Origin of the sequence: Streptomyces sp. NPDC090127, assembly GCF_044746945.1 — a bacterium.
Taxonomy (GTDB): Bacteria; Actinomycetota; Actinomycetes; order Streptomycetales; family Streptomycetaceae; genus Streptomyces.
This window is the reverse complement of sequence record NZ_JBIVDE010000005.1, coordinates 593,947-620,287: the sequence shown is the minus strand read 5'-3', so window position 1 is coordinate 620,287 and position 26,341 is coordinate 593,947. Positions and strand designations below refer to the sequence as shown.

Sequence of the window (26,341 nt, the reverse complement as noted above, 5' to 3'; positions counted from 1 at the left end):
GTCAGTGCCGGGTGCCAGACTCGCACCCATGAGCGAGAGGTGGGCGCTGGCCGCCGAGGCGGAGGGGGACGGAGCGCGGCTCGTCCCGCTCGGCCCCGACGGGCTGCCCGCCGGTCCCGTCCTCCAGGAACCGGATCTCGTCGAGGCCGTCCGGTCCCGCCCCGGCGTCGCCCGCTGGGTGTGGCGGTCCACCGCCGAGGTCCATCCGCGGCTCCTCGCCGCCGGGGTGCGCGTCGAGCGGTGTTACGACATCGAGGTCGCCGAAGGGCTCCTGCTCGGCCACGAGGGGCGGCTCGGGGAGCCCCGGTCCGCGGCCGCCGCCCTCGCGCGCCTGCGGAACGCTCCCGTGCCGCCCGATCCGCCCCAGCGAGCCGCCGAACCCGGCTCGCAGGACTCCCTCTTCGAAGCGAGACCCACGGCCACGGCCGTCTCCTTCGAGGGCCTCCTCGCGGTCTACGCCGAGCAGCGGGCCCGTCACGACCGGACGGAGCACCCGGGGCGGATGCGGCTGCTCACGGCCGCCGAGTCCGCGGGCATGCTCGTCGCCGCCGAGATGCGGCGCGCCGGGCTGCCCTGGCGGGCCGACGTGCACCGGGAGCTGCTGCACGAGCTGCTCGGCGAGCGGTACGCGGGCGGCGGCGAGCCCCGGCGCCTCGCCGAGCTCGCCGACGAGGTCTCCGCCGCCTTCGGCCGCCGGGTCCGCCCCGACCTGCCCGCCGACGTCGTCCGGGCCTTCGCGCGGGCCGGGATCCGGGTGCGGTCCACCCGCCGCTGGGAGCTGGAGGAGATCGACCACCCCGCGGTGGCGCCCCTCGTCGCGTACAAGAAGCTGTACCGGATCTGGACCGCGCACGGCTGGTCCTGGCTCCAGGACTGGGTGCGCGACGGCCGCTTCCGGCCGGAGTACCTGCCCGGCGGCACCGTCAGCGGCCGCTGGACCACCAACGGCGGCGGCGCCCTGCAGATCCCCAAGGTCATCCGGCGGGCCGTGGTCGCCGACGAGGGCTGGCGGCTCGTCGTCGCCGACGCCGACCAGATGGAGCCCCGCGTCCTCGCCGCCATCTCCCGCGACCCGGGCCTGATGGAGGTCGCCGGCCACCCCGACGACCTGTACACCCGGCTGTCGGAGCGCGGCTTCTCCGGCGACCGCGACCACGCCAAGCTCGCCCTGCTCGGCGCGATCTACGGGCAGACCAGCGGCGACGGGCTGAAGAACCTGGCCGCCCTGCGCCGCCGCTTCCCGCGCGCCGTGGCCTACGTCGACGACGCGGCCAAGGCCGGCGAGGACGGCCGGCTCGTCCGCACCTGGCTCGGCCGGACCAGCCCGAGAGCCGTCGGCGCGAGCGAGGCCGAGGAGGCGGGCATCCCCCAGGAGGGCGGGGGCGGGGACGGCGCTTCCGAGTCCGGGGAGGGCGAGTTCACCCCGGGGTACGCCTCCGGGAACGCACGGGCGCGCGGCCGGTTCACCCGTAACTTCGTCGTCCAGGGCAGCGCCGCCGACTGGGCGCTGCTGATGCTCGCCGCGCTGCGCCGCGCCACCGCCGGGATGCGGGCCGAGCTGGTCTTCTTCCAGCACGACGAGGTGATCGTGCACTGCCCGGCGGAGGAGGCGCAGGCCGTGACGGAGGCGATCCGCGCGGCCGGGGACGAGGCCGGCCGGATCGCCTTCGGCGACACCCCGGTCCGCTTCCCGTTCACCACGGCGACGGTGGAGCGGTACGCGGACGCGAAGTGAGCGGGGGCGCGAGCCCCCGCCCCCTTCCCGGTGGCCCGGCCCCGGTGAGCGGGCGGGGAACCGAGCCCGCCCGCCCCGGTCCGTGCGCGGACCGTGCGCGGTCCGCCCGGTTCGCCCCCGGTCCGCTCCCGGCCCCGCCCCCCGGTCGGGTCTACTCCGTCTCGAACGTCGACCACTTGTCGCTGAGGGCGATCGCCTTGAGCTGTTCCTTCGTCAGCGCCGGCGTGGTGCGTGTGGCGGCCTCGTGCTGCGCGCCCGTGTTGTACGCCGAGATCACGACCCGGAAGCCGGACGGCGTCAGCGACTCGGCCGTCCACGCCAGCACACCGGCGCCGCCCTTCTCGCCCGGCTCCTCGGTCACCATGACCAGGCGCCCGTCGGGCAGCCGCGTTCCCCCGGCGGTGAGCCGCGGAGCGAGGTCCCCCATGTGGTTCTGCACGTTGATCTGGACAAGGCTCTTGCCCTTGCCGTCGTCCACGACCACGTACGCGAACTCCTCGTCCTGCCCGCCGTCGGCGACCACCGTCAGCCCCTCGGGCATGAGGGTGCGCAGCGTCTTCCGGACGTCGGCGCCGTCGGCGGCCGGCGGTTCGGCGGGCTTGCTCGGGGCGGACTCCGGCTTCGGGGACTTCGGCAGCTTCGCCAGGAGGGGCCGCCAGTCGGCGGAGCTGACCAGGGTCGTCAGCTGCGCGGGGCTGAAGGGCGGGTCGGTGCGGGTGACGGCCGAGTCCTTCGCGGTGGGCGCGTTGTACTCGCTCGCGTCGACCAGGAAGCCGTCCTTCGTCAGCAGGACCGCCCGCCAGTTCTTGGTGTCCGTGCGCCGGTCCGGATACTCGTACCCCTGGAAGACCATCAGCCGGTCGCCGTTCGGCAGCTTCTCGCTGGTGCAGGCGTCGTGCGGGACGTACGTCTCGTCCGGGCACTCCACCTGGTCCGCGCCGGCCTCCCCGCCCTCCCCCGCGCGGTAGAGCCCGACGGAGACGCCCGCCTTGCCCTTGCCGTCGTCGTAGATCCCGGTGACCGCCTGGCCCTTCGCCTCGGGCGCGTCGAACCGCCAGAACGAGCCGTCGCCGGGCGTGTTCGCCTCGATGACGGCGGCGATGTCCTTGAGCCGGAGGGGCCCCTCGACGAGGCCTACCTTGCCGGTCGCGACGGGGGCGGGGCCCGCCACGGAGGAGCCCCGAGCCGCGCCGCCCCCGTCTCCGCCCAGCAGGTCACCGGCGTACACGCCACCGACGCCCACCACCGCGAGCGCGAGCACGCCGCCGGTCACGGCGACCGCCCGGCGGCGCACCCGGCGCCGTCCCCGGGTCAGGCCGCCGGCCGCGAGCGCGCGGCCGTCATCGGCGGCGAAACCGTCACCCGTACGGCGCAGGGCCGCACCGAGCTCGTCCTCGAAACCGTCGTGTCCCTCGTTCAGAGGCATGCCGAATCACCGTCTCCGGTCCATGGATGAAAGTAAGAGTGCGGGAAGAAGTGGGCGAACTGGGAAGAAAGGTCCTGGTCAGCGGCGTGCGAACTCGACGATGCTGCCGCCGAGCCGCTCGCGGAGCTTGCCGAGCGCCCGGGAGGAGCGGGTGCGGACCGCCGCCGAGCTCACGTGGAGCACGTCGGCCGTCTCCTCGACGCTGCGGTCCTCCCAGTACCGCAGCACCACCACCGCCCGGTCCTTGGGCGCGAGCGACGCGAGCGCGTCGAGCAGGGCGATCCGCAGCGCCGGGTCGTCGCCGTCCTCCGGGGCCCGGTCGGGCAGCTCGCCGAGGGGACGCTCGGTCGCGGAGCGTCGCCGCCGGTGGCTGAGGAAGGTGCGGACCAGGACGGTCTGCGCGTACCCGGCCGGGTTGCCGATCCGGTGGACGCGCCCCCACAGCGCGTACATCCGGCCCAAGGTCTCCTGAGTCAGGTCCTCGGCGAGATGGGTGTCTCCGCTGGTCAGCAGGCATGCCGACCGGTACAGATGCCCCGTCCTGGCAGCCGCGAACTCCAGGAACTCGTCCGCGCGGGACTGTCTCATGTCCCTCCCCTCCGTCGCGATGACCGCCCTACACCTTCATGACGCGACGGGCCCGGGGAAATGTTTCACATGAGATTCGAACGAGTTCAGTACCTCCCAGATGTCCTAGATTGCCCAGATTGGGTATCTCTGGGATATGAACGTTTTTCTCGTGGATTCCGCAGAGGTCACGACGGCGGCCGGTGTCTGGCAGTCCGGCCTGGCCCAGGTTCTCGGCGGCCTCGTGGTGGTCGCCATTCTGATCGGCGCGTTCGTGCTGGGGATGAGGGTCCGGGACAAGGAGTCCCCCACGCCCAAGCCCGAGGAGCACCCGCACCGTCCGGAGGGCGGCCTGCCGGGCGAGTCGTCCGAGTACCGCCGGCCGGCCGAGATGCCCCACACCGACGGCGAGCACCGCCTCATGCCGTACGAACTGAAGAACGGCTCCGGTACGGAGACCTCGCCCGAGCCGCCGAGCGAGGAGAAGCGCAAGTGGGACGGCATCTCCAGCGGCGGCTTCGGCAGCGGCGGGACGGGGCACGGCGACTGATGACCGAGGAGCAGGAGTCGCGGTCGCGGGCGATCGCGCACAGCCTGCTGGGTTCCTCCGCCGAAGCGGCGGAGGCCGTACGGGAGGCGCGCACCGAGGCCGACGCCGGTGTCGACGGGGACACCGACGTCGACATCGGTGTCGCGCGGGCCTGTCTGCGCAGGCTGCGGGCGCGTGAGGCGCGGCGCCGCGACCCCTGGGACCCATGGGCCGGGGACGAGCCCGGCGAGTTCGCGGCCCTGGACGCGCTGACGCCCGCCGAGCGGGTGGCGTTCGTGCTGCACGACATGTTCGCCGTGCCGGTCGACCGGATCGCGCCCGTCGTGGAACGCGCCCCGGCGGCCACGCGGCAGCTGGTGAGCCGGGCGGCCACCCGGGTCCGGGACACCGAGGAGCTGCCGGAACAGGACCTGACGCGGCAGCGCGAGGTCGTCGCCGCCGTGCTGACCGCCGCGCGCGCCGGTGACCGGCACGCGCTGCGCGCCCTCTTCGACCCCGACGTGCTCCTCCGGGCGGACGCGGAGGCCGTACGGGCCGGCGCGACACCCGCGCACGGAGCGGGGCCGGTCGCGGATCACCTCGCCGAACGGGCCCGCACGAGTCGTCCCGCGCTGGTGGACGGCGCGGCGGGCCTGGCGGGCCTGGCGGAGGCGGAGGAGGGGACGGTGCGGTCGGTGGTCTCCTTCACGGTGATCGACGGCCGCGTCACGGCCGTGGACGTCCTGATGGACCCGGCCCACCTGGACCGGCTGGCCGTGGAGCTCCTGGACGGCTGACGAAGGCTCTTCCCGCCCGGGGCGATGAGTTCGGTCGGTTCGGGCAGTCTCCCCTCGACCACCCCTCGCACGTCCCTCGACCGCCTCAGGAGAGACCAGACCCGTGGACCAGCTGCTCAGAGTCATGAACTTCAACGTCTCGCGCGACGGATTCGGCGCCGGCGAGCATCAGACCCTCGAACGGCCCTTCGGGCACGCCGATCCCGGGACCATGTTCGCGTGGGCCGGGGCCACCGCGAGCTGGCCGAACCGGACCGACCCCGGGGGGAGCCGGGGGCTGGACGACTACTTCACCCGGGACTTCACCAACAACATCGGGGCCGAGATCATGGGCCGCAACAAGTTCGCGCCGCAGCGCGGGCCGTGGCCCGATCCGGAGTGGCAGGGGTGGTGGGGTGACGAACCGCCCTTCCACACCCCGGTGTTCGTGATGACCCACCACCCCCGGCCGTCCTTCACGCTCTCCGACACCACGTTCCACTTCGTGGACGCCGACCCGGCCTCGGTCCTCGCGCAGGCGCGCGAGGCGGCGCGCGGCAAGGACGTCCGGCTCGGCGGCGGGGCCACGACCATCCGGGAGTTCCTCGACGCCGACCTCGTGGACACCCTGCACGTGGCCGTCTCGGACGTGGAGATCGGGGCGGGCTCACGGCTCTGGGAGTCGCCGGAGGAGCTGCTCGACCGGTTCCACCTGGAGGTCGTGCCCAGCCCGAGCGGCGTCGCGCACCATCTCTTCTGGCGGAGGTGAGCGCCCCGGCGGGCGTTGGGGCGTGTCGCCGACGCGGGTGCTAGCCGAGCGGGCCGCCCGCGCGGGTCGCGATGTGCGCCGGCGGTGCGATGTCCGTCGGCAGCACCGGGTCGGCGACCGGGGTGCCGAAGGTCGTGACGACCGGCAGGACCCCGGCCCAGAGCCCCAGTTCCGCGTCCGGGCTGTCGCCGTCGTCCGGCGGCCCCGAGGCGATCTTCACCGACGCCTCGGTGAGGTCGAGGGCGAGCAGCGAGGTCGCCGCCAGTTCCTTGCGGGTGGGCTGCCGGGCGTACTCCCACTGGCCCGGCGCGCTCTGCTCGGTGAGCGCCCGCAGACCGCGCAGCTTCTCCTCCGGGTCGGTCACCGGGCGCGGAACGCCGTAGATCATCGCGCACCGGTAGTTGACCCCGTGCTCGAAGACGGACCGGGCCAGGACGAGGCCGTCGACGTGCGTCACGGTGACGCAGACGGTGGCGTCGGGCGCCTGGACCAGGCTGCGGCTGGCGACGGAGCCGTGGACGAAGAGGCGGTCGCCCTCGGTGCCGTAGACGGTCGGCACGACCATCGGGGTGCCGTCGACGGTGACGCCGAGGTGGCAGAGGAACCCGGCGGCGAGCACCGCGTCCAGATCGGCACGGCGGTGGCTGCCCTTGTCGCGCATCCGGCGCAGACGGGTGCGCTCGGTGGGGGCCGTGGGGGCCGTGGGGGCGGCCACCGAGTCCTCGTGCGGGGCGGCCGAATCGGCCGGTGCGGCCGGCTCGGTCTGCTCGGTCGCCTCCGCCCCTGCCACGGGGTTCTGTGCGGGGGTGGTGCTCATGGGGTCCTCTTCGTCCGGTCGTGCGGGCACGCGTCCCGGCTTTCTACGTCCTCCGGGCGCGCGCCGCCACCCCCGCCCACCTGTCGGAACGGCGCGCGGGGCGCACCGTCCCTATGGGGCGTCCCGCCCCGCCGCGAGCAGCCGCTCCTCCGCCTCCTCGCTCAGCCCGTCCGCCGTCCTCAACTCGCCCTCCGGCACCGTCCGCTGCCAGGCCCAGGTGTCGGCGACGGTCTCCGACGCCGGGCGGCAGCGCAGGCCCGTCGCGAGGGCGCGGCCGACGTCGCCCGCGTGGATCGCGGCGTGGAAGTCCGTGCCGGGGGGCGCCCACACGGGGAGGTCGGTCCACGGGGAGAGCCCGGCCGCCTCGACCTGCTCCGGGGTGGCCCAGTGCAGACGGGCCGTGGAGCCGGTGGCCCGGACGCAGAGGTCGAGGAGTTCGCCGATGGTGGTGTGGCCCGGCTCGGAGACCAGGTTGTACGGGCCGTGGAGCCCCTTGCCGAGGGCGTCCAGGAGCCAGGTCGCCAGGTCGCGGGCGTCGACGTACTGGAGCGGGGTGTCGCGCGGGCCCGGCGCGGCAACCGGGCCGCCCCGGCTGATCCGGGCCAGCCACCACGGCAGCCGGCCGGCGTTCTCGCGCGGCCCGAGGATCAGGCCCGGGCGCACCAGCAGCGCGCGCTCCGCGCCGAGTTCGCGCTCGACCGCCAGCTCCGCGCCCCGCTTGTCGGCGGCGAAGTCCGTCGCGTCGGCGTCCGGGTCGCCCTCGGCCAGCGGCCCGAACTCGTCGAGGCCGGCGGGCGCGGGCCACGCGTAGACCGAGCGGCTGGAGACGAAGGCGTACCGCCCGACCCGGTCGGCCAGCAGGCGGGCCGTGTCGCGCACCGTGCGCGGTGCGCCCGACCAGGTGTCGACGACGGCGTCCCACTCCCCCGCGGCGAGCACGCCCAGGCCGTCCGGCGCGGTGCGGTCGCCCCGCAGGGCCCGCACACCGGGCGGCGCCGGGTGCTCGCCCCGGTGGAAGACGGTCACCTCCCAGCCCCGGTCGCGCGCGGCCTCGGCGACCGCGCGGCCCACGAAGTCCGTCCCTCCGAGCAGCAACAGCCTCATCGTCGTTCCCCTTCGTTCTCCCGTACGGCGGTGGTCGTTCCGGTGGTCTCTTCCCGCGTGGCCACCGCCGCCGCGTACCCGGGCAGCGTCGGTACGTCGGCCTGGTGCCAGCCGGGGAGGGCGGCGGCCCGCAGCCCGGTGCCGACGCGGACCGTGACCGGTGGCGTGTTGAGGCCCGTACCCGTGCCCTTCAGATACGCCTCCTTACGGGTCCAGCAGCGCGCGAACGCGGCCGGGCGGGCGGTCTCGGGGAGCGCCGCCAGTTCGCGGAGCTCCTCGGGGTGCAGCGCGTTCGGCGCCGTCTCCGCCACGACGTCGGGCGGCTGCACCTCCTCGACGTCGACACCCACGGCCACGTCCGCCACGGCGACGGCCACCAGGTCGCCGGCGTGCGAGAGCGAGAAGTGCGGCCCGGCCCCGTCCGCGACGGCGGGGCGGCCGTGCGGGCCGCCGCACTCCGTGCAGGGCCGCCGGACGATCCGTACCGCCGCGGGCGCCAGGTCCAGCCGCTCGCCGAGGATGCGGCGCAGCGACACATGGGCGACGAGGTAGCGGTCCCGGTCCGCCGCCGTGTGGAAGGCGGCGAGCCTGGCGTGTTCGGCGGGGTCCAGGACCGTCGCGTGGCGGGCGGCCTCCGCGAGGTGCCCGGAGACCCGCCACTGCCACAGGCGCGCCGAGCCGACGGCGGACCCGGCGGCCCGCCCGCGGGAAGGAGGTGTCACCGGGCCGTGCGGTCGCGGTACGCCGCGAAGCGCTCGGCGATCTCCCGGGCGCGGTCCTCGGCCTCCGACAGCTTCATCTCGGGGCAGTCGTAGCCGATCTCCTCCGCGAGGATCGCCATCGCCGACGGTTCGAAGACGACGGTGCCGTCCGCGCGGATCTCGCTGATGCCGTCCTGAACCTGCCCGGAGACGTTGATCGCGTGCGCCTCCTCCGGGGTCATGCCGTCCGGCAGGAGGAGCCGGAACTTGCCGTTCTCGATGGCCACCGGGTAGCCGCCGAGCGCCCCGTCCGCGCCGGGCGCGTGGACCAGCGCGTCCCGCTCGTCGGCCAGCGGCTCCAGGACGCTGAGCGCGGAGGAGGCGGTCATGGTCTGGCCGGGCAGCCCGCCGGTGCGGCGGTACTCGGCGGGCAGCCGGTCGAGGAGCGCCGCCACGTCCAGCTCGCCGGTGACGTCCCGGCCGTCGACGCGGATGCCGAGGCCCATGGCGGCCGGGCCGCTGTTGCCCGTACGGGAGAGGCGGTGCGAGACGTAGTGGTGGGCGACCAGGCGCACCTCGACGTCGGCGGTGGAGCGGCCCAGCTCGTCGGCGGCCACGGAGGTGATGCCGGGGACGTTGTTGGCCACGTTGCCGATGCCGATGTTCGGCGAGAGGCCGACCGCGGCGAGCGCGGGGTGCACGGCGTCGGGGAAGGCGGCGTTGACGACCAGGGCGCGGCTTCCGGAGAGCCGGACGGCCTCCATGGCCTTCATCACCGGCACCAGGTGCATGGGCAGCCAGGGGCCGAAGTTGGCGCGGTACACCCGCTGGAAGGCGGCCTGCTCCAGGGTGGAGATGACCCACCAGGCCTGGTAGCTGACGGCCAGGAAGATGATGTCGGGGCCGAAGGCGGCTATCCGCTCGGCGGTGCGGGCCACGTCCGTGATGTCGGTGCCCGCGTGGCTGACGGTGGTGGTGTAGCCGCGCTGGACGCTGCAGAAGCGGGTCAGGTTGGCGGCGCGCAGCGTGGTCTCCTCGTCGCGGCCGACGAGCTGGAGGTGGCGGTCGTTCGGGCTGTGGGCCAGCTCGTGGAAGACGCGGCGGCCGATGTCGCCGGCGCCGAGGACCATGATCTTCCGGGCGTTTCTCATGAGGTACCTCCGAGGTGTGCGGCAGCGGCGAGGGACGGCGCGGTGGGCGTGGTGCGGTGGGCGTCGAGGACCAGTCGGGACAGCAGGCGCATCGAGGAAAAGGTGACGGCGCCTTCGCGGTGCGGCCCGTCGGCGGGGTCGGGGGTGTACTGGAGCACCCGCATCCCGGCGCCCAGGGCGGCGTCCACCCCGACCGGGCTGTCCTCGATCACCACGCACGCGTCGGGCGTGACCCCGCACCGCTCGGCGGCCCACAGGAAGAGCTTCGGGTCGGGCTTCCAGGCGTCGATGTCGTACGCGGAGAAGAGCCGGCCCTCGAAGTGGCGCAGGATCCCGGCCTTGCCGAGCCGGCTCTCCATGATCGGCAGCGGGCTGTTGGAGGCCACGCACATCCGCGCGCCGAGGGTGGCGGCGAGCTGCTCCAGGGCGTGGGCGACGCCGTCGATGGGCTCGATCCGGTCGCCGATCAGCTCCTCGCACCTGGCGCGGGCGATCGCCATGGCGTCCCTGGGCGGTGCGGTCCCCGTGAGGTCCGCCATCAGGTCCAGGCACTCCTGCATCTTCTTGCCGGAGAACAGCTCGTCGCGCTGCTCCTTGTCCAGCCGCAGGCCCATCAGCTCGCCGACGTGGGCGAGCCCGCCGTTCTCGGCGTCCTGGGTGTCGACCAGGACGCCGTCCAGGTCGAAGACGGCGAACGGCTTCCCGGTGAACTCACTCATAGTCGATCCAGTCCACGTTCTCGATGGCGGCGACGGTCGCGGCCAGTTCCTCATGGGTGACGGCGGAGCCGATGACGGCCGCCGTGTTGCCGCGCGCGCCGATCCGCCAGTCCGCGTCGGCGCCCGGCTCGGCGAGGACGACGACCCGGTCGACGTGCGCGAGGCGGCGCAGCGCGGAGACGTTGCGGATGGCGCGCACCCGCCGGGCCCCGACGGGCGGCACGGTCAGGTAGTGGAAGGCGATCGGCCCGCCCCGCTTGACCTCGGGGGTCTCGTACGGGAGGCCGAGGGCGGCGGCGACCGCGACGCGCGCCGGGTCGGAGGTGCCGGAGCGGACGGCGAGGTCGTCGACCCAGGCGCCGAGCCTGCCGTTGACCTCGATGACCCGGGGCCCGGCGTCGGTCAGCTTGATCTCGACGTCGGCGACACCGTGGATGTTCAGGGCCCGCACCGCCGCGCACGCCAGGTCGCGGACCGCGCGCTCCTCGTCCTCCGGGACGACGGAGAAGCCGCCGTAGCCGCCGCGCTCGCGGAACGGCTCCGCCAGCGCGAACTTGCTGGTGACGAAGACCGGCCGGACGTCGTCGCCGTCGGCGACGCAGTCCACCGCGATGTAGTCGCCCCAGGGCGCCGGGGTCGCCCGGCCCACCAGCAGCTCCTCCAGCATGACCGCCGTCTCGGCGGGCCCGCCGTCGGAGCCGGCGAAGATCCCGTCGAGGACGGCCCGGCACTCCTCGGGGGTGGTGACGGACACGGTGTTGCGGCTGGACGCGCCGATCACCGGCTTGACGATCGCGGGGAGTCCGACGTGGGCGATCGCCTCGTCGGCCTGCTCGGGCCCGGTGAGCGTACGGAAGCGGACGCTGTCGACGCCGAGGTCGGCGAACCGCCGCCGCTGGAGGTCCTTGTGGGTGATCGCGTCCACGTCGGCGGGTCGGTGGTAGCGCAGCCCGAGGGCCTCGGCGAGCCGGACCGTGGGCGCGATCTGGAACTCGCTGAAGGTGATGATGCCCGCCGGGGCGAGGGCGCGCAGCGTCCGCACGGTCTCCGCCTCGGTGCGGCCCGCCGTGTTCACGACGGTGCCGACCATCTCCAGGGTGGGGACCATCTCCTGGGCGTGGGCGGTGTCGGCGGTGACGAACACGAGCGCGCACCCGAGCCCTTGGGCCGCCTCGGCGAGGCGGGTGGGGGCGAGGCTCCCGGCGTCGTAGACGACGAGGAGGACGGGCCGCCCGTCGAGGAGCCCGCCGGTGCCGGTGGTATCGGTAGCGGTTCCGGTCATGTCGGTCAGCCTCCGGCCGGGAAGGCGCCGGCTCGCCGCGCTGCGGTCAGCGCCCGCGCCAGCGACTCGACGGTGGAATGGGTGAACAGGGCCCGCACCGGGATCTCCAGACCGAACTCCACCTGGAGGGCGAGCGCCACCCGGGTCGCGGTCAGCGAGTCGCCGCCCAGGTCGAAGAAGTCGTCGTGCGCCCCGACCTCGTCGGCCCACAGCGCCTCCCCGAACGTCCGGGCCACCGCCCGCTCGGCGGGGGTGCGCGGCGCCACGAACGCGGCCTCCAGGCCGGTGCGTTCACCGTCGGGCGCGGGCAGCGCGGTACGGTCGGTCTTGCCGCTGGTGGTGAGCGGCAGCCGGTCGAGGAAGACGTACACGCCGGGCACCATGTAGCCCGGCAGGGTCCGCCCGCACCAGTCCCGCAGCGCCCCGATGCCGGGGGCCGTGCCGGGCGCCGGGACGACGTACGCCACCAGCGCCTTCTCGCCCTGCGCGGCGCCTGGCACGTCCTCGCGAACGGTGACGACACAGGCCTCGACCTCGGCGTGGGCGAGCAACGCGGCCTCGACCTCGCCGAGTTCGATACGGAAGCCGCGCACCTTGACCTGGTGGTCGAGGCGTCCGAGGAACTCCAGTTCGCCTCCGGGCAGCCAGCGCACCAGGTCGCCGGTGCGGTACACGCGGCCCTCGGCGAAGGGGTTAGCGCCGAACCGTTCGGCGGTCAGGTCGTCCCGCCCCAGGTAGCCCCGGGCCACGCCCGCGCCGCCGACGAGGAGTTCACCCGGTACGCCGACGGGGACCGGGCGGTCCGCGTCGTCGACGACGTAGAGCCGCGTCCCGGCGGTCGGGCGTCCGATGGGGATGACGGTGTCCGTGTACGAGAGCTCGGCGACGGAGGCGTAGACGGTGGTCTCCGTCGGGCCGTAGCCGTTGAGGACGCGGGTGGCGACCCGCGTCATCCGCCGGGCCAGTTCGGCCGGCAGCGCCTCGCCCGCGGCGAAGACGTCCAGGCCGCGCGGCCGGTCGCCGAGGGCGTCCATCAGCGGCCGCAGGGCGGACGGGGTGGCCTGGACGAGGGTGACGTCGTGCCGGTCGATCAGCTCGACCAGGGCGTGCGGGGTGTGGATCTGCTCCTGGGTCGCCCCGATGATCGTGCCGCCGGTGGTCAGCGGCAGGAAGACCTCGACACCGGCGATGTCGAACGTCGCCGAGGTGGTGAAGAGCACCCGCTCGCAGGCGGGCGCGGGGAAGGTCTCCCGCATCCCGGCGAGCAGCGCGAGGAACCCGCCGCGCGTGACGGCGACGCCCTTGGGGGTGCCGGTGGAGCCGGAGGTGTAGAGGACGTAGGCGAGATGCTCGGGCCCCGGGGCGGCGGCGCCCGGGTCGGCGGCCCGCGCGTGGACGGTGGCCGGGGCCGCCGCGCCCGCGGGGGACGTGCCCGCGGAGGCCGTGTCCGCGGGGGCCGTGCCCGCGGGGGACGTGCCCGCTGGGGCCGTGCCCGCGTAGGACGTGCCCGCGGGGGACGTGCCCGCCGGGGCCGCGCCCGCGGAGGACGTGCCCGCGGAGGACGTGCCCGCGGAGGACGTGCCCGCGGAGGACGTGCCCACCTCGGACGCCCCCGCGTCGGCGGCCCCCGCGCCGGACGCCCCCGCGGCGGCGGCCCCTGCGGCGGCGATCGTGGCGCGGTCGGTGTCGACGGCGACGACGGTGCGCGGTCCGGACAGCCGCGCCCGCAGCGACTCCTGGGTGACGACGACCGGGGCGGCCGTGTCCCGGAGTACGAACTCCAGCCGGTCGACGGGGTGTCGCGGGTCGAGCGGCACGTACGCGGAACCCGACCTGAGCACCGCGAGCAGCGCCACGACGAGCTCGGTCCCGCGCTCCAGGCAGACGGCCACGGGCACGTCGGGGCCGGCGCCGAGGCCGCGCAGGTGGCGCGCGAGGCGGTCGGCGCGGGCGTCGAGCTCCGCGTACGTGACCTCCTCGGCGCCGAAGACGACCGCGACCGCGCCGGGTGTCCGGCGCGCCTGCTCGGCGACGAGCTCGGCCACGCCGGGACCCGGCGGGAGATCGGACCGGCCGACCCCCCAGTCGTCGAGCAGCAGCTCCCGCTCGGCGGGGGTCAGCGGGTCGAGGGCGCTGAGCGCGGTGTCCGGGGTCTCGGCGATCGTGGCGAGCAGCGTGAGGTAGTTCTCGACGAACCGCGCGGCGCTCGCGGCGTCGAAGAGATCGGTGGCGTAGCCGAGACGGAGAACGAGCCGCGCGTCCTCGTCCTCGTCCTCGTGCCCGAGCACGAGATCCGGCGGGCAGCCGTGGGCCGCCCCGGCGTCCTGCCCCGCAGGCAGCCCGGACGCCGTGAACAGCGCCTGCGTCAGCGGGTGTCGGCTCGTGTCGGCCCCGGGGGCCAGGCCCTCGGCCAGCCGGGCGAGCGGCAGCGCCGCGGCCCGACCGCGCGCGAGGGCCGCGTCCGCGTCCGCCGCGAGCGCGGCGAAGGCGGGGTCGCCGCTCAGGTCCACCCGTACGACGGCGAAGCCGGTGGCCGGGTCGCCCGAGACGCCGGTGACGCCGGTGACGCCTGCGTCGGCTGCGACGGCTGCGACGCCCGGGACACCGGTGACCCCGGTGACCCCGGTGACCCCGGTGACGGCTGCGACGCCCGTGACGCCCGTCATGGCCGCGTCGGCCGCGCCACCCGGAACCTCCGCGCCGCCCGGGGCGGTCCCGTCGGCCGCGCCGCCCGCGTCAGCCGTCCCTCCGGCCCCAGCGGTGGCGCCCGGGTCGCCCGGGACCCCCACCGCCACGTCGCGCGTCCGGGACCACTGCCCGAGCAGTACCGCGTACGCGGCCAGCAGGACGGCCGGCAGGCCGGTGCCGTATCCGGCGGCGGCCTTGCGCAGGGCGCCGGCGGTGGCGTCCGGGACCTGGCGGTCGACGTGGGCCGTGTCCGCGGCCCGTACGGAGGTCCGCGGCCGGTCCGTGGGCAGCTCCAGCGGTTCCAGGCCCGCCAGTTCGGTACGCCAGTACTCCAGCGCGTCGGTCATGACCCCTCCGTGGTGCCGAGGATCCGCGCCAGTGCCGTGCGGTCCGTCTTGCCGTTGTCGTTGAGCGGCAGCCCGCCCGCCAGGTGCGTGATCGTGCCGGGGACCATGTGCAGCGGCAGCACCTCGCGCAGCCACGCGTCGAACCGGGCGGGCTCGACCTCCCGGCCCGCGTAGGCCGCGAGCAGCGCGGTCTCGCCGTCCGCGCCCGGCAGGGCGAGCACGGCGGCGTCGATGACGTACGGGTGCCGGTGCATCGCCGCCTCGACCTCGCCCAGCTCGACGCGGAAGCCCCGCACCTTGACCTGCTGGTCGAGCCGGCCGCAGTGCACGAGGAGGCCGTCCTCGCGGCGGACCCGGTCGCCGGTGCGGTACCAGTGCCGGTCGGTCAGCTCCGTGGAGCCGTCGTAGCCGACGGCGGGGCCCGCGCCCTCCTCGTAGGAGAGGAACCGGCCGGCGTTCTCGCGCGGGTCGAGGTAGCCGTCGAAGCGCTGCGGTCCGCGCACGCACAGCTCGCCCTCGTCGGCGGGGAGGCCGGCCTCGTCGAGCAGGACGAGGTCCATGTCCGGGAAGGCGACGCCGATCGGCACGGTGCCGCCGGTGAAGGCGGGCCAGTCCGCGCTGTCGCCTTCCAGGCCGTGGTTGGTGCAGCACACCGTCAGCTCGGTCGGCCCGTACACGTTGTGGATGCGGCTGTGCGGGGCGACCTCGCGCCACAGCTCCGCGTGCCGCGCGGTGACCGGCTCGGCACCGAACATGCTGTGCCGGAGGGTGACCGCCCGGCCCAGCGGCAGATTGCCCAGCCGCTGCGCCTCCCGGACCACCGACGGCACCGAGAACCAGTGCGTGAGCCGGCGCTCCACGATGAAGTCCACGGGCCGGAACAGGTCGGCGGCCAGCGGCACGACCAGCGTCGCGCCGCCGCCCCAGGTCCCGAACAGGTCGAAGAGGTGGGCGTCGAAGGTCAGGCCGAAGGTCTGGGTGAGCCGGGCGCCCGGCGCGACCTCGTACCGCGCGATGGTGTGTGCGAGGTACGCCGAGGCGTTCCGGTGCCGGATCGGCACCCCCTTGGGCTGACCGGTCGAGCCGGAGGTGAAGAGCAGGTACGCCTCGCGGTCGACGTCCGTGGGCACGGGCGGCAGCGACCGCTCCGGCACGTCCGCCGACCCGGCCTCGGCCCGCTCCGACTCGTCGAGTTCGAGGACGGTCGGCCGGTGCCGCTCGGGCAGCCGGGCGAAGAGCTCGGTGGTCCTGCCCGCGACCAGGGCCACCTCGACGCCGGCCCGCTGGGCGATGTCGAGGTTGCGCTGCTCGGGGTAGTCGGGGTTCAGCGGCACGACGCACGCGCCGAGCCGCTGGACGGCCAGATAGCCGGCGTACGCGGCGACCGAGCGGCCGGCCGCCAGGGCCACGCGGGTGGGCGTCGAGCCGTGCTTGCGGGCGATGCGGTCGGCGAAGGTGAGGGCCAGGGCCCGCAGTTCGCCGTAGGTGAGGACCTCGTCGCCGATCTCCAGCGCGGGCAGGTCCGGGTGGAGCAGCGCCGATTCCTCGAACAGCTGGTAGAGCGTGCGTGGTTGCCGCTGGTTCATCGGTTCCTCGCTGTCGGTGTGCTGGTCGGGCGGGTGCGGCCGCGGGCGCGCAGGGCCTCGGCGCGGGCCTGCGCCCTGTCGTGGACGCGCTCCCCGGCGGAGACGGTGGAGGCGGACGGCTGCTGCGGGATCCGGGCGCCGAGGAAGGCGGCCATGGCGCGGACGGTGGAGTGCCGGAACAGGTCCACCACGTCGACGTCACGGCCCAGGTCGGCGTGGAGCCGGTCGCGGAGCCGGATCAGGAGAAGGGAGTTGCCGCCGACGTCGAAGAAGTTCTCGGCCGGGCCGACGGCCCGCCCGAGCACGTGCTCCCAGGCGGCGGCGACGATCCGCTCGGTGTCGCCCACCGGCCGAGCCTCGCCCTCCTCTGCGGCCCGCCGGGCCCGCTCGGCGGCCTCGGCGAGCAGCGTGGCGGTCCGCGCCCGGTCGGGGCGCCCGCCGGGCAGCAGCGGCAGGGCGTCGACGACGTGCAGCCGGGCGGGCATCAGATACCCGGGCGCCAGGTCGCGCAGATGCGTGCGGAGCGCGTCGGCGGTCAGGCCGCTGCCGGGGCGGACCACGACGGCCGCGCCCAGGGAGCCGTCGGCCCGGTCCACCAGGACCTGGGCGCGGGCCACGCCGGGGTGGGCGTGCAGCGCCGCCTCGACGTCGACGGCGGCCACCGGGACGCCACGCGAGCGGGTGCGGTCGGCGGCCCGCCCGGCGAACACGAAACGCCCGTCGGGGGTCTGCCGCGCCAGGTCGCCGGTGGCGTACATGCGGGCGCCGGGCTCGGCGGCGAACGGGTCGGGCAGGTAGCGCTCGGCGGTGCGGCCTGCCCGGTCCAGGTAGCCCCGGGTGACGGCCGGGCCGCCGATGTGCAGCTCGCCGAGGGCGCCGGGCACGGCGGGCATGCCGAACCGGTCGAGGACGTGGACCGTGGCCCCGGCGGGGAGACCGAGGGGCACGGGGCCGAAGCCCGCGCGGCCGGACGCCTCGGCCGGTCCGGCGAGCACCGGGCCCGCCGTCTCGGCGCAGGTGTACAGCTGGTGGACCCGCGCTCCCGTGGCCGCCCGTGCGGCGTCGAGCGTCCTCGGGAACAGGGGCTCGCCGTGGGCCAGGGCGGTGGTGGCGCCGGCCGTGAGCAGCACGTCCAGTTCGGCGGGGGTCGCGAGGGCGGTGGCCTCGTCGCGGCCGGTCGGGACGACGGCCCGGCCGCCGCGCGTCAGGGGCGCGAACAGCTCCAGGAAGGCGGCCGGGGAGTCGGGCGGCGCCAGCAGGGCCACCGCGTCCAGCGCGGCCGGGGGCAGTTCCCGGTGGGCCCAGCGCAGCCGGGAGACCAGGTTTCGGTGCTCGGCGACGACCGCGCGCGGCTCCCCGGTGACCCCCGAGGTACGCAGGACCCAGGCGGCGTTGCGGGCCCGCACCCGTACGGGAGGAAGCGCCGCGTCGGCCGTATCGCCCGTATCGGCCGCCCCGCCCGTGCCGCCAGCCTCCACCGCGTCGGGCTCGTCGGCGTCCAGGACGGCGACCCTGGTGTGGTCGAAGAGCGCGCCCGAGAACGCGTCCGCGAGGACCGTCGTCAGAGCCGCGTCCTCGACGGCGAGCCGCAGCAGGAAGGCCGGCAGCGCCGGGTCGAGCGGCACGCACACGCCGCCCGCGCGCACCACGCCCAGCTGCGCGGCGGCCAGCGCGAAGGACGGCGGCACGCAGACCCCGACCGGGGTCTCCGGACCCGCCCCGCGCGCCCGCAGGGCGCTCGCCACCCGCTCGGCGGCGGCGTCGAGTTCGCGGTACGTCCAGCCGCGCGCCCCGGCGGTCACGGCGACCGCGTCGGGGGTACGGGCGATCTGCTCGGCCACCAGCTCGTGCAGGCAGCTCTCGTCGTCGTACGCGGCCGGGGTCGCCGGGACCTCGGTACGCAGCAGCGCGGAGACGCGGGCGGCCGGGTCGGCGCCGATCCGCTCCAGGACGGTCCGCAGCCGGGCCAGGAGCAGCTCGACGGCGGCGGGCTCGAAGAGGTCGACGCGGTAGTCGGTGAGGGCGAGCAGGCCGTCCTCGGTCTCGATCGTGTCGATCGCCAGGTCGGTCTTCATGGTCGGCAGCCGCAGCTCGGCGGCGCCGATCCGGGCACCGGCCGCCTCGTGCACGGGCGCGGCGGGCGAGTGCGTGTACATGACCTGGTAGAGCGGGTGGTAGCTCGGGTCGCGGCGGAGTCCGAGCTCGTCCATGACCTCGTCGACCAGCAGGTCGGGGTGGTCCAGGGCGTCGAGCAGGTCGCCGCGGACGTGGCCGACGAGGTCGGTGAACTCCGGGTCGCCGGACAGCTCGCCGCGCAGCACCACGGGCCGGGTGAGGTAGCCGATGACGCCTGCGCTCTCGGTGGTGTCGCGGCCGGAGAGGGCCATGCCGGTCAGCACGTCCGTGCCGCCGTACTGGCTGAGCACCACGTCGACGGCGGCCTTCAGGACCATGAACAGGCTGGCGCGCCTGGAGCGGGCGAGCCGCCGCAACGGCGCGACCACCGACTCCGGCAGCGACACGGTGACCCGGCCGCCCTCGTGGCCGGCGCGCGCGGCGCGCGGCCCGGCGAGGGGCAGTTCGAGCACGTCGGGCGCGCCCGCGAGCCGCTTCGTCCAGTAGGCGAGGCGCTCGGCGCGCGCCTGCTCGTCCTCGGCGGTGCGCCGGGCGAGGAACTCCGCGTACCCGACGGCCGGCCGGGGCAGCGGGTCGGCCCCGGAAGCCGCGTCACCCCGCGCGAACGCGCCGTACAGCACGGCGAGTTCGGAGGTGAAGAGCTCCAGCGAGGACCCGTCGAAGACGATGTGGTGGACGCCGACGAGCAGCCGGTGCCGCTCCGCGCCGAGGCGCAGCAGCCGCACCCGCAGCAGCGGGCCGCCGTCGAGTACGAAGGGTGTCGCGGCGAAGGCGTCCGCGAGCCCGGCCGCCGCCTCCTCCCCCGTCACCTCGACGGGGTCCAGGTCGAGCGGGGCCGGTGCGCCGATCTCCTGGACGGGCTCCCCGTCGGCGCCGCGCACGATCCGTACCCGCAGCGCGTCGTGGCGCAGGACGAGGGCGTCCAGGGCGTGCCGCAGCGCCGCGAGATCCAGCGGGCCTTCGACGGTGACGGCGAAGGGGACGCTGAAGAACGGGTCACCGGGACGGAGCCGGCCGAGGGCCCACAGCCGCCGCTGGGCGGGGCTGAGGGGAAGCTGTCTCGGGCTCACTTGACCGCCTCCGGTTCCGGCGCGCCCGCCGTGTCGCCGCCCGCGCCGGCGCCCGGGCCGCCGCGCAGCGACGGGACCAGCAGGACGAGGGAGGCGAGGACCAGGACGGCACCCGCCCACACGATGGAGCCGGCGATGCCCACGAGACCGGCGAGCAGTCCGCCGACCACGACACCGACGACGGTGAAGTTGACCATCAGGGCGTTGAGCAGGCCGACCCCGCGGCCGCGCAGCTCCTCGGGGAGGTCGCTGAGCAGCGTGTTGGCGACCGGGACCTGGAAGAGCCCGGAGCCGAGCCCGGCGACGACGCACCACGCGAGGACGGTGACCACGCCGAGCGTGCCCCGGTCGGTGGCGTCCCAGACGGCCCCGGTGGGGGCGAGCAGGAGCAGCGAGGCGCCGAAGAGCACGATCGAGCCGATGAGGAGCGTGCGGTCGGAGAACCGCCGGACCATCGCCGGACCGGTCAGCGCGCCGATGACGCTGCCCGCGCCGAACCCGGCCTGCGCGAGGCCGAAGCTGGTGGCGGGCAGCTCGAAGACGTTCAGGAGCTGGGAGTTGAGGTTGGTGGTGAACAGGCCGAGGACCAGCATCACCGGCACCATCACGAGGGCGAGGAACTTCAGCGACGGCACGGCGAGCACGCCGGAGATCCCGGTGCGCAGGGAGTGCCAGTACCCCTCCCGCCCGCTGTCGGCGCCCCGCACGGGCACCTCCCGCAGGACGGCCATGCTGGCGAGGAGCACGGCGGAGACGGCGAACGTCGCCGCGTCGAGGACGAAGACGAAGGTGACGCTGCCGAAGGCGATGAGCAGTCCGCCGAGCGCCGGGCCGATCAGGTTCAGGGTGTGGTTGGTCGACTGGAAGAGGGCGACCGCGGTCGGGATGCTGTGCCCCCGCACGATGAGCGGGATCGCCGTGATGCGGGCCGTCTCGAAGAAGGCCTTGGCGATGCCGCTGAGCAGGATCAGCACGAGCAGGACCAGCGGGGAGTCCCGTACGACGATCATCGCGAGGACCAGGACGATCCGGACCAGGTCGGAGCCGACCATGAGGAAGCGGGCCGGCAGCCGGTCGGCGAGCGGGCCGACGAAGGCGCCGAGCAGCCCGAACGGCAGGAGCTGGGCGATGACGACCAGCGACACGTACAGCACCGGGTCGTCGGTCTCGGTGGCCACGACGTAGATCAGGGTGATCTTCGTGATCGCGTCACCGAGGAAGGAGGCGACCACCGCCAGCCAGTAGCGGATGTACGTGCGGTCCTTCAGGAGTTCAAGCATGGTCGCCTCCGTCACCGGGCGTGCCGGCGTTCGGTACGTCGTCGTGCGCGTCGTCGAGCACGTCGTCGGTCACGTCGTCGAGGACGTCGTTGAGCACGGCGGCGACACCCTCGATGTGGGGGTGGCGCATCATCGTGTAGTGGTTGCCCGCGACCGTGCGGACGTCGAAGGACTGCCCGGTCAGCTCCCGCCAGGACGAGGCCAGGTCCCAGCTCTCCTCGCCGGCGCGGATGAGCGTGACCCGGCCCTTGACGGGGGCGGGGCGGAAGTTCCACACCAGGCGCAGGTTGGCGACCCACAGTTCGTGGATGTCCCGGATCTGCTCGCGGCCGGCGTCCGGCGGCACGTAGCCGGAGGCGCGGGCGATGTCGAGCAGGTAGTCCAGGTGCCCCTCGGTGTCCATCGCGCGGAGTTCGTCGAGCGGCTTGAGCCGGTCGCCGTAGTCCCACTGGAGGTTGGCGGCGATGGCCTCCACGATCTCGGCCGGGTCGGGCTCGGAGCCTGCCTCGACCTTGGCGGGCGCGTGCGCGTCCATCATGACCACGGACACCTCGGCACCGTCCTTCTCCAGCTCCCCCGCCACGGCGAAGGCGTTGGCGCCGCCGTAGCACCAGCCGGCGAGCGTGTACGGGCCCTCGGGCTGGGTCGCGCGGATCAGGTCGGCGAACTGGGCGGCGCGGTCGCCGAAGCCGTCGAAGGGCAGCTTCCCGTCGACCGGCGGCGGGCAGGCGAGCGCGTACAGCGGGCGGCCCGCGGGCTCGACGAGTTCGGCGAACGGCAGGTAGCAGACGACCTCGCTGCCGGCCGGGTGCGCGAAGAAGACCGGCGCGCCCGTCCCCGTACCGGAGCCCAGCTCCACCAGGTGGACGCCGGTCTCGGCCCGGTATCCCTCGCGCAGCATCCGCGCGAACCGGTCGACGGTGGCGCCCTGGAAGATCGCGGCCATGGGCAGCTGCTGCCCGAACCGCTTCTCGATCTCCGCCATCAGGCGCAGCACGAGCAAGGAGTGGCCGCCCAGGTCGAAGAACCGGTCGTGCAGGCCGATCGGGGAGACCCCGAGGACCTCCTCCCAGATGTGGGCGACCTCGAGCTCGACGGCGTCGCGCGGCGCCACGTAGCTCGCCGCGTCGCGCTCGACGGCCGGGGCGGGCAGCGCCCTGCGGTCGATCTTGCCGCTGGTGTTCAGCGGGAAGGTCTCCAGGCGGACGACCGCGGCGGGGACCATGTAGTCGGGGAGCGTGCCGCGCAGGTGCTCGCGCAGCCGCTCGGCGGTGAGTGTCTCGTCGGCGCTCTCGACGTAGCCGGTCAGCCGCTTGTCGCCGGGCCGGTCCTCGCGGACCAGGGCGACCGCGCGGCGCACCGCCGGGTGCTCGGCCAACCGGGCCTCGATCTCGCCCAGTTCGATGCGGAAGCCGCGCAGCTTGATCTGGCCGTCGTCGCGGCCGAGGAAGACGAGCGTGCCGTCCTCGCGCAGCCGCGCCTTGTCGCCGGTGAAGTACAGCCGGGCGCCCGGGGTCGTCCCGTACGGGTCGGGCACGAACCGCTCGGCGGTCAGACCGGGGCGGCCTCGGTAGCCGCGGGCCACGCCGGCGCCGCCGAGGTAGAGGTCACCGGGCATGCCGACCGGCACCGGTTCGAGGCGCTCGTCGAGGACGTACACCTGGGTGTTGTCCAGCGGACGGCCGATGGAGATCTGCTCGGTGCCGCTCTCCAGGCGGTGGACGGTGGACCAGATGGTGGTCTCGGTCGGTCCGTAGACGTTCCAGGTGAGGCCGGGCTCCACCACCAGCTGCTCGGCGAGCGCCGGGGGCAGGGCCTCGCCGCCGACGAGGACGCGCAGCGAGCCGTCGTTGCGCCAGCCGGCCTCGACGAGGAGGTGCCAGGTGGCGGGCGTGGCCTGCATGACCGTGGCGCCGATCTCGCCGAGCAGCTCGGCGAGGCGCCGGCCGTCGACGGCCTGCTCCTTGGTGACGACGTGCACCCGCGCGCCGCTGATCAGCGGCGCGTACAGCTCCAGGCCCGCGATGTCGAAGGTCACCGGGGTGACGGCGGCCAGGGTGTCGCCGGGGGCGAGCCCGGTCTCCCGGGCCATCGCGAGCAGCAAGTTGACCAGGTTGCGGTGGGTGACCTCGACGCCCTTGGGGCGGCCGGTGGAACCCGAGGTGTAGATGACGTACGCGAGCCGGTCCTCGCCGGAACCGGACGCGGAGCCGGACGCGGCGGACGCGGAACCGGAGCCGGACGCGGAGCCGGAACCGGACGCGGAGGCCGCGGCGGGGGCGGGCGGGGTGGCGGGCGCGGAGGCGGAGGCAGCGGCGGGCGCGGCCGGGGTGGCGGGCGCGGCGGCGATGGCCTCGGCGTCGCCGTCCAGCAGGATCCGCTCGCCGGGGCACTCCGCGAGCGCGTCGAGCAGTCCCGAGCGGGTCAGCAGGAACGCGGCGCCCGCGTCCCCGGTCATGTCCGCGAGCCGCTGGGCCGGATAGCCCGCGTCCAGCGGCAGGTAGGCGCCGCCCGACATCAGCACGCCGAGCAGGGCGACCACGAGGTCCACCGAGCGCTCCAGGCAGACGCCGACGACGGTCTCCGCGGCCACGCCCCTGGCCTGGAGGTGGGAGGCCAACCGGCCGGCGCGGTCGAGGAGTTCGGCGTACGTGAGCTGCTCCGCCCCGCACGAGACGGCGACCGCGTCCGGGGTGGCGGCGGCCTGGCGGCGTACCAGCTCCTCCAGGCAGAGGCCGGGCTCGCGCGCCGCCGCGGTGTCGTTCCACTCGACGAGCAGGGTGTGCGCCTCGGCGGCGTCGACCAGGGACAGATCGCCGACGGCACGGCCGGCGTCCTCGGTCATCTGCTCCAGGACGCGGACGACCTGCCGCGCCATCCGGGCCATCGTGGACTCGTCGAACAGGTCGGTGTTGTACTCGAAGAGGCCGTGCAGGTGGTCGGCGGCGAGCGCCGGGTCGTCGAGGAACCCGAGCATCACGTCGTCCTTGGCGGTGGCGTTGTCGAGCATCAGCTCCTCGACGCGCAGCCCCGCCATCGGCGGCGGCTCCTCGTGGAGGAAGTCCACGAGGATGAAGGACGCCTGGTAGATCGGGGTACGGCTGGGGTCCCGGACGAGGTCGAGCTCGTCCAGGAGGGTGCCGAACGGGATGTCGTGGTGGTCGAAGGCGCCCAGCATCGTCGAGCGGGTCGCCTGGAGCAGTTCGCGCACGGTCATCGAGGGCGCGACCGTGGTCCGCAGCGGCAGCATGGTGAGGAAGTAGCCGACCATCGGCTCGGTCTCGGGCCTGCTCCGGGTGGAGGAGGTGGTGCCGACGACGACGTCCTGCTGGCCGCTGAGCCGGGCGAGCAGCGTCTGCCAGGCCGCGAGCAGGACGATGTTGACGGTGACGTCCTCGCGCTTGGCGAGGCCCCGGACGGCCTGCGTCAGCTCCGGGGTGAGCGGGAACTGGTAGCGGGCGCCGTTGGAGGTCATCAGCGGCGGCCGGGGCCGGTCGGTGGGGAGTTCCAGGACCAGGTCGGAGCCGGCGAGCTGCTTCTTCCAGTACGGCAGGTGCTTGTGGGCGACCTCCTCGCGCAGCCACTGCGGCTGCCACTCGGAGTAGTCCGCGTAGTGCAGCGCGATCTCCGGCAGCCGCGGCTCGCGACCGGTGGCGAACGCCGTGTAGAACTCGGCGAACTCGGCGTTGAAGAGGCCCATCGAGCCGCGGTCCCAGACCAGGTGGTCGACGGTGCCGAGGAGCACGTGCTCCTCGTCGGCGGTCCGCAGCATCGCGATGCGCAACAGCGGGCCCTTCACCAGGTCGAAGGGGGCGCGCATCTCCTCGCTGGCGAGCCGGGCGAGTTCGGCGTCGCGCTCGGCGTCGGGGACGGAGCGCAGGTCGACGTGGCGGACGGGGACCGTCATGGAGTCGTGCACGACCTGGACGGGCGCGTGGCCGTCCTGCTCGAAGGTGGTCCGCATCGCCTCGTGGCGCTTGACGAAGGCGTCCGTGGCGCGCTGCAGCGCGTCCCGGTCCAGCTCGCCGTGGAGCTTGGAGGTGAAGTAGACGTTGTAGAGCGGGTCCTCGGTGTCGAACTGGTGGATGAGCCAGATGCGTTCCTGGTCGACGGTGAGAGGGACGCGGTCGCCGCCGGCGCGCCGGGGGATCGGGGCGTTCGTCGCGGGGGCCTGGGCGCGCTCGCGCATCTTCTTGTCGAGCAGGGCCCGCTGGGCGGGGGTGAGGCCGGCCAGCCGGTCGGCGAGTTCGGTCACGACTGCTGCTCTCCTTCGGGCGTGGCCCGGTACCGGTTCTTGAGTTCGGTGAGGTGTTCCAGGCCCTTGACGACCTGGTCGTTGCCGAGGCCGAAGTCGACCAGGCAGGCCACCTCGTCGACGCCGATGTCGACCAGGTCCTCGATGAGGGACTCGCAGGTGTCGGGGGTGCCGAGCAGCGCGAGGGAGTCGAAGTAGCGCTCGAAGGTGGCGTTCAGCATCACGTCCCGCTCGGCCTCGGAGAGCCGGGAGTACTCGCTGCCGAAGCTGTCCTGCTGGGCCAGGAAGGTCTTCAGGTACGCGGTGAGCGGCTTCCGCACGATCTCCCGGGCGGTGTCCACGTCGGCGTCCAGGAAGGTGTGCACCATCGCGGTGACCTTGGCGCGCGCCGGGTCGTGACCGGCGCCGACGAGCGCCTCGCGGTAGGCCGCGATCTTGTCCTTCAGGTCGGCGGGCCGCTGGGCGACGAGCCCGGTCAGCAGGTACGCACCGGCCTCACCGGCCTTGACGAAGGTCTCGGGGCTGCCCTGCGCCGACACCCAGACGGGCAGTTCGGCCTGGAGCGGGCGCGGCAGGGTCCGTACCGACTGCAAGGAGCCGTCGGCGCGCGGCAGTTCGACGCTCTCCCCGGCCCACAGCCGCTGGATGGTGCCGAGCGCCTCGAACATCTCCTCCTTGCGGCGCGGGTAGCGCGCCTGCCCGTCGCCGGGGGCGAGGAGGAAGTCGTCGGGGTGCCAGCCGGAGGCGGCGGAGAGCGCGGCCCGCCCGCCGGACAGGTTGTCGACGACCGCCCACTCCTCGGCGACGCGGACGGGGTGGTGCAGCGGCAGCACGCAGCTGCCCGCGCGGATCTGGATCCGCTCGGTCTGTACGGCGATGGCGGCGGCCAGCACGGAGGGGTTGGGGTACAGCCCGCCGAAGTCCACGAAGTGCCGCTCGGGCACCCAGATCCCGGCGAAGCCGTTGGCGTCGCCGTACCGGGCGCTCTCCATCAGCAGGTCGTACTTCCCCGGGCCCGCGGCGCTGCCGTCGCCGGAGAAGAAGAACAGGCTGAACTCCATCACGCTGCCGTCGCGGCGGGTCCGGCGCGGGGCGGCGGGCTGCCGGCCGGCGGCCGCCCGCTCCCCCGTCTCCACCCCGGCGGGACCCTTCACGCCCCGCTCGCGCATCGAGCGCTCCAGGACCGCGCGCTGCTCGGGGGAGAGCGAGGCGAGCCGCTCCTGAAGCGCCCGCGCCTGAGCAGCCTGAGCGGCCTGGGTGCCCTGAGCCTCCTGAGCGCCCTGAACGGCCTGAGCGGCCTGAGCGGCCTGAGTCGCCTGAGCGCCCTGAACGGCCTGGGTGCCCTGAGCCACCTGAGCGCCCTGTGCGGCCTGGGACTCGGTGGTCGTGTCGTCGTCAGCCAT

At 74.8% G+C, this 26,341-nt stretch carries 18 protein-coding genes; 4 read left to right on the top strand and 14 right to left on the bottom strand.

Translation table 11 applies throughout. From position 1 onward, the window contains the following. The first annotated feature begins 28 nt into the window (after window positions 1-28). On the top strand, window positions 29-1,735 hold the full coding sequence (locus ACIPPS_RS21650) for a bifunctional 3'-5' exonuclease/DNA polymerase (RefSeq protein ID WP_401434396.1): 1,707 nt from the start codon (window positions 29-31) through the stop codon (window positions 1,733-1,735). Between the two features lie 151 nt (window positions 1,736-1,886). Here the strand turns inward: ACIPPS_RS21650 and ACIPPS_RS21645 are convergent, their stop codons facing one another. After that, window positions 1,887-3,161 carry a hypothetical protein gene (locus ACIPPS_RS21645; protein ID WP_401434393.1) on the bottom strand — a complete coding sequence of 425 codons (1,275 nt, stop codon included), beginning with the start codon at window positions 3,159-3,161 and terminating at the stop codon, window positions 1,887-1,889. Between the two features lie 78 nt (window positions 3,162-3,239). Continuing rightward, window positions 3,240-3,749 carry a SigE family RNA polymerase sigma factor gene (locus tag ACIPPS_RS21640; RefSeq protein ID WP_401434391.1) on the bottom strand — a complete coding sequence of 170 codons (510 nt, stop codon included), beginning with the start codon at window positions 3,747-3,749 and terminating at the stop codon, window positions 3,240-3,242. Window positions 3,750-3,900: 151 nt separating this feature from the next. Between ACIPPS_RS21640 and ACIPPS_RS21635 the strand changes: the two genes are divergently transcribed. The 3 genes from ACIPPS_RS21635 to ACIPPS_RS21625 all read left to right on the top strand — a co-directional run bounded on the left by ACIPPS_RS21635 (window position 3,901) and on the right by ACIPPS_RS21625 (window position 5,802). Continuing rightward, window positions 3,901-4,278 carry a DUF6479 family protein gene (locus ACIPPS_RS21635; RefSeq protein ID WP_401434389.1) on the top strand — a complete coding sequence of 126 codons (378 nt, stop codon included), beginning with the start codon at window positions 3,901-3,903 and terminating at the stop codon, window positions 4,276-4,278. Further along, window positions 4,278-5,054 carry an RNA polymerase subunit sigma-70 gene (locus tag ACIPPS_RS21630; protein ID WP_401434387.1) on the top strand — a complete coding sequence of 259 codons (777 nt, stop codon included), beginning with the start codon at window positions 4,278-4,280 and terminating at the stop codon, window positions 5,052-5,054. The genes ACIPPS_RS21635 and ACIPPS_RS21630 overlap by 1 nt, the downstream gene beginning before the upstream one ends. A gap of 103 nt (window positions 5,055-5,157) precedes the next feature. Further along, a complete protein-coding gene (locus ACIPPS_RS21625) occupies window positions 5,158-5,802 on the top strand; it encodes a dihydrofolate reductase family protein (protein WP_401434384.1) in 645 nt (214 codons plus the stop codon). Window positions 5,803-5,842: 40 nt separating this feature from the next. On the opposite strand, the gene ACIPPS_RS21620 is transcribed toward ACIPPS_RS21625, so the two are convergent. From ACIPPS_RS21620 to ACIPPS_RS21565, 12 genes are all read right to left on the bottom strand, one after another. Beyond that, the gene (locus ACIPPS_RS21620) at window positions 5,843-6,463 is read right to left on the bottom strand and encodes a pyridoxamine 5'-phosphate oxidase family protein (protein WP_401434671.1); all 621 of its coding nucleotides are present in this window, start codon (window positions 6,461-6,463) and stop codon (window positions 5,843-5,845) included. A 267-nt stretch (window positions 6,464-6,730) separates the two neighbouring features. Continuing rightward, window positions 6,731-7,723 carry an NAD-dependent epimerase/dehydratase family protein gene (locus ACIPPS_RS21615; RefSeq protein WP_401434381.1) on the bottom strand — a complete coding sequence of 331 codons (993 nt, stop codon included), beginning with the start codon at window positions 7,721-7,723 and terminating at the stop codon, window positions 6,731-6,733. After that, window positions 7,720-8,445, bottom strand: coding sequence for a 4'-phosphopantetheinyl transferase family protein (locus ACIPPS_RS21610; protein WP_401434379.1), 726 nt, complete (start codon window positions 8,443-8,445; stop codon window positions 7,720-7,722). The genes ACIPPS_RS21615 and ACIPPS_RS21610 overlap by 4 nt, the downstream gene beginning before the upstream one ends. Then, window positions 8,442-9,575, bottom strand: a complete 1,134-nt coding sequence (locus ACIPPS_RS21605; protein WP_401434377.1) for a hypothetical protein — start codon at window positions 9,573-9,575, stop codon at window positions 8,442-8,444. Before ACIPPS_RS21605 ends, ACIPPS_RS21610 begins: the two co-directional genes overlap by 4 nt. Then, the gene (locus ACIPPS_RS21600; RefSeq protein ID WP_401434374.1) at window positions 9,572-10,294 is read right to left on the bottom strand and encodes an HAD family hydrolase; all 723 of its coding nucleotides are present in this window, start codon (window positions 10,292-10,294) and stop codon (window positions 9,572-9,574) included. Before ACIPPS_RS21600 ends, ACIPPS_RS21605 begins: the two co-directional genes overlap by 4 nt. Beyond that, a complete protein-coding gene (locus ACIPPS_RS21595; RefSeq protein WP_401434371.1) occupies window positions 10,287-11,576 on the bottom strand; it encodes an acetyl-CoA carboxylase biotin carboxylase subunit family protein in 1,290 nt (429 codons plus the stop codon). Before ACIPPS_RS21595 ends, ACIPPS_RS21600 begins: the two co-directional genes overlap by 8 nt. 5 nt (window positions 11,577-11,581) lie before the next feature. Further along, on the bottom strand, window positions 11,582-14,611 hold the full coding sequence (locus tag ACIPPS_RS21590; protein ID WP_401434369.1) for an amino acid adenylation domain-containing protein: 3,030 nt from the start codon (window positions 14,609-14,611) through the stop codon (window positions 11,582-11,584). Further along, window positions 14,608-16,197 (bottom strand): amino acid adenylation domain-containing protein, encoded by a 1,590-nt coding sequence (locus ACIPPS_RS21585; protein ID WP_401434367.1) that lies wholly within the window; start codon window positions 16,195-16,197, stop codon window positions 14,608-14,610. Before ACIPPS_RS21585 ends, ACIPPS_RS21590 begins: the two co-directional genes overlap by 4 nt. Further along, window positions 16,194-19,403 carry a condensation domain-containing protein gene (locus ACIPPS_RS21580; RefSeq protein WP_401434364.1) on the bottom strand — a complete coding sequence of 1,070 codons (3,210 nt, stop codon included), beginning with the start codon at window positions 19,401-19,403 and terminating at the stop codon, window positions 16,194-16,196. Before ACIPPS_RS21580 ends, ACIPPS_RS21585 begins: the two co-directional genes overlap by 4 nt. After that, window positions 19,400-20,683 (bottom strand): MFS transporter, encoded by a 1,284-nt coding sequence (locus ACIPPS_RS21575; RefSeq protein ID WP_401434361.1) that lies wholly within the window; start codon window positions 20,681-20,683, stop codon window positions 19,400-19,402. Before ACIPPS_RS21575 ends, ACIPPS_RS21580 begins: the two co-directional genes overlap by 4 nt. After that, window positions 20,676-24,938 carry an amino acid adenylation domain-containing protein gene (locus ACIPPS_RS21570; protein WP_401434358.1) on the bottom strand — a complete coding sequence of 1,421 codons (4,263 nt, stop codon included), beginning with the start codon at window positions 24,936-24,938 and terminating at the stop codon, window positions 20,676-20,678. The genes ACIPPS_RS21575 and ACIPPS_RS21570 overlap by 8 nt, the downstream gene beginning before the upstream one ends. Next, window positions 24,935-26,341, bottom strand: a complete 1,407-nt coding sequence (locus ACIPPS_RS21565; protein WP_401434355.1) for a MupA/Atu3671 family FMN-dependent luciferase-like monooxygenase — start codon at window positions 26,339-26,341, stop codon at window positions 24,935-24,937. The genes ACIPPS_RS21570 and ACIPPS_RS21565 overlap by 4 nt, the downstream gene beginning before the upstream one ends.

Excerpts from the sequence above, each read along its gene's own strand:
- ACIPPS_RS21650 (WP_401434396.1), top strand. The coding sequence starts at position 29 with ATGAGCGAGAGGTGGGCGCTGGCCGCCGAGGCGGAGGGGGACGGAGCG.
- ACIPPS_RS21645 (WP_401434393.1), bottom strand. The coding sequence starts at position 3,161 with ATGCCTCTGAACGAGGGACACGACGGTTTCGAGGACGAGCTCGGTGCG.
- ACIPPS_RS21565 (WP_401434355.1), bottom strand. The coding sequence starts at position 26,341 with ATGGCTGACGACGACACGACCACCGAGTCCCAGGCCGCACAGGGCGCT.
- ACIPPS_RS21605 (WP_401434377.1), bottom strand. The coding sequence starts at position 9,575 with ATGAGAAACGCCCGGAAGATCATGGTCCTCGGCGCCGGCGACATCGGC.
- ACIPPS_RS21600 (WP_401434374.1), bottom strand. The coding sequence starts at position 10,294 with ATGAGTGAGTTCACCGGGAAGCCGTTCGCCGTCTTCGACCTGGACGGC.
- ACIPPS_RS21615 (WP_401434381.1), bottom strand. The coding sequence starts at position 7,723 with ATGAGGCTGTTGCTGCTCGGAGGGACGGACTTCGTGGGCCGCGCGGTC.
- ACIPPS_RS21590 (WP_401434369.1), bottom strand. The coding sequence starts at position 14,611 with ATGACCGACGCGCTGGAGTACTGGCGTACCGAACTGGCGGGCCTGGAA.
- ACIPPS_RS21595 (WP_401434371.1), bottom strand. The coding sequence starts at position 11,576 with ATGACCGGAACCGCTACCGATACCACCGGCACCGGCGGGCTCCTCGAC.
- ACIPPS_RS21575 (WP_401434361.1), bottom strand. The coding sequence starts at position 20,683 with ATGCTTGAACTCCTGAAGGACCGCACGTACATCCGCTACTGGCTGGCG.
- ACIPPS_RS21630 (WP_401434387.1), top strand. The coding sequence starts at position 4,278 with ATGACCGAGGAGCAGGAGTCGCGGTCGCGGGCGATCGCGCACAGCCTG.
- ACIPPS_RS21640 (WP_401434391.1), bottom strand. The coding sequence starts at position 3,749 with ATGAGACAGTCCCGCGCGGACGAGTTCCTGGAGTTCGCGGCTGCCAGG.
- ACIPPS_RS21585 (WP_401434367.1), bottom strand. The coding sequence starts at position 16,197 with ATGAACCAGCGGCAACCACGCACGCTCTACCAGCTGTTCGAGGAATCG.
- ACIPPS_RS21620 (WP_401434671.1), bottom strand. The coding sequence starts at position 6,463 with ATGCGCGACAAGGGCAGCCACCGCCGTGCCGATCTGGACGCGGTGCTC.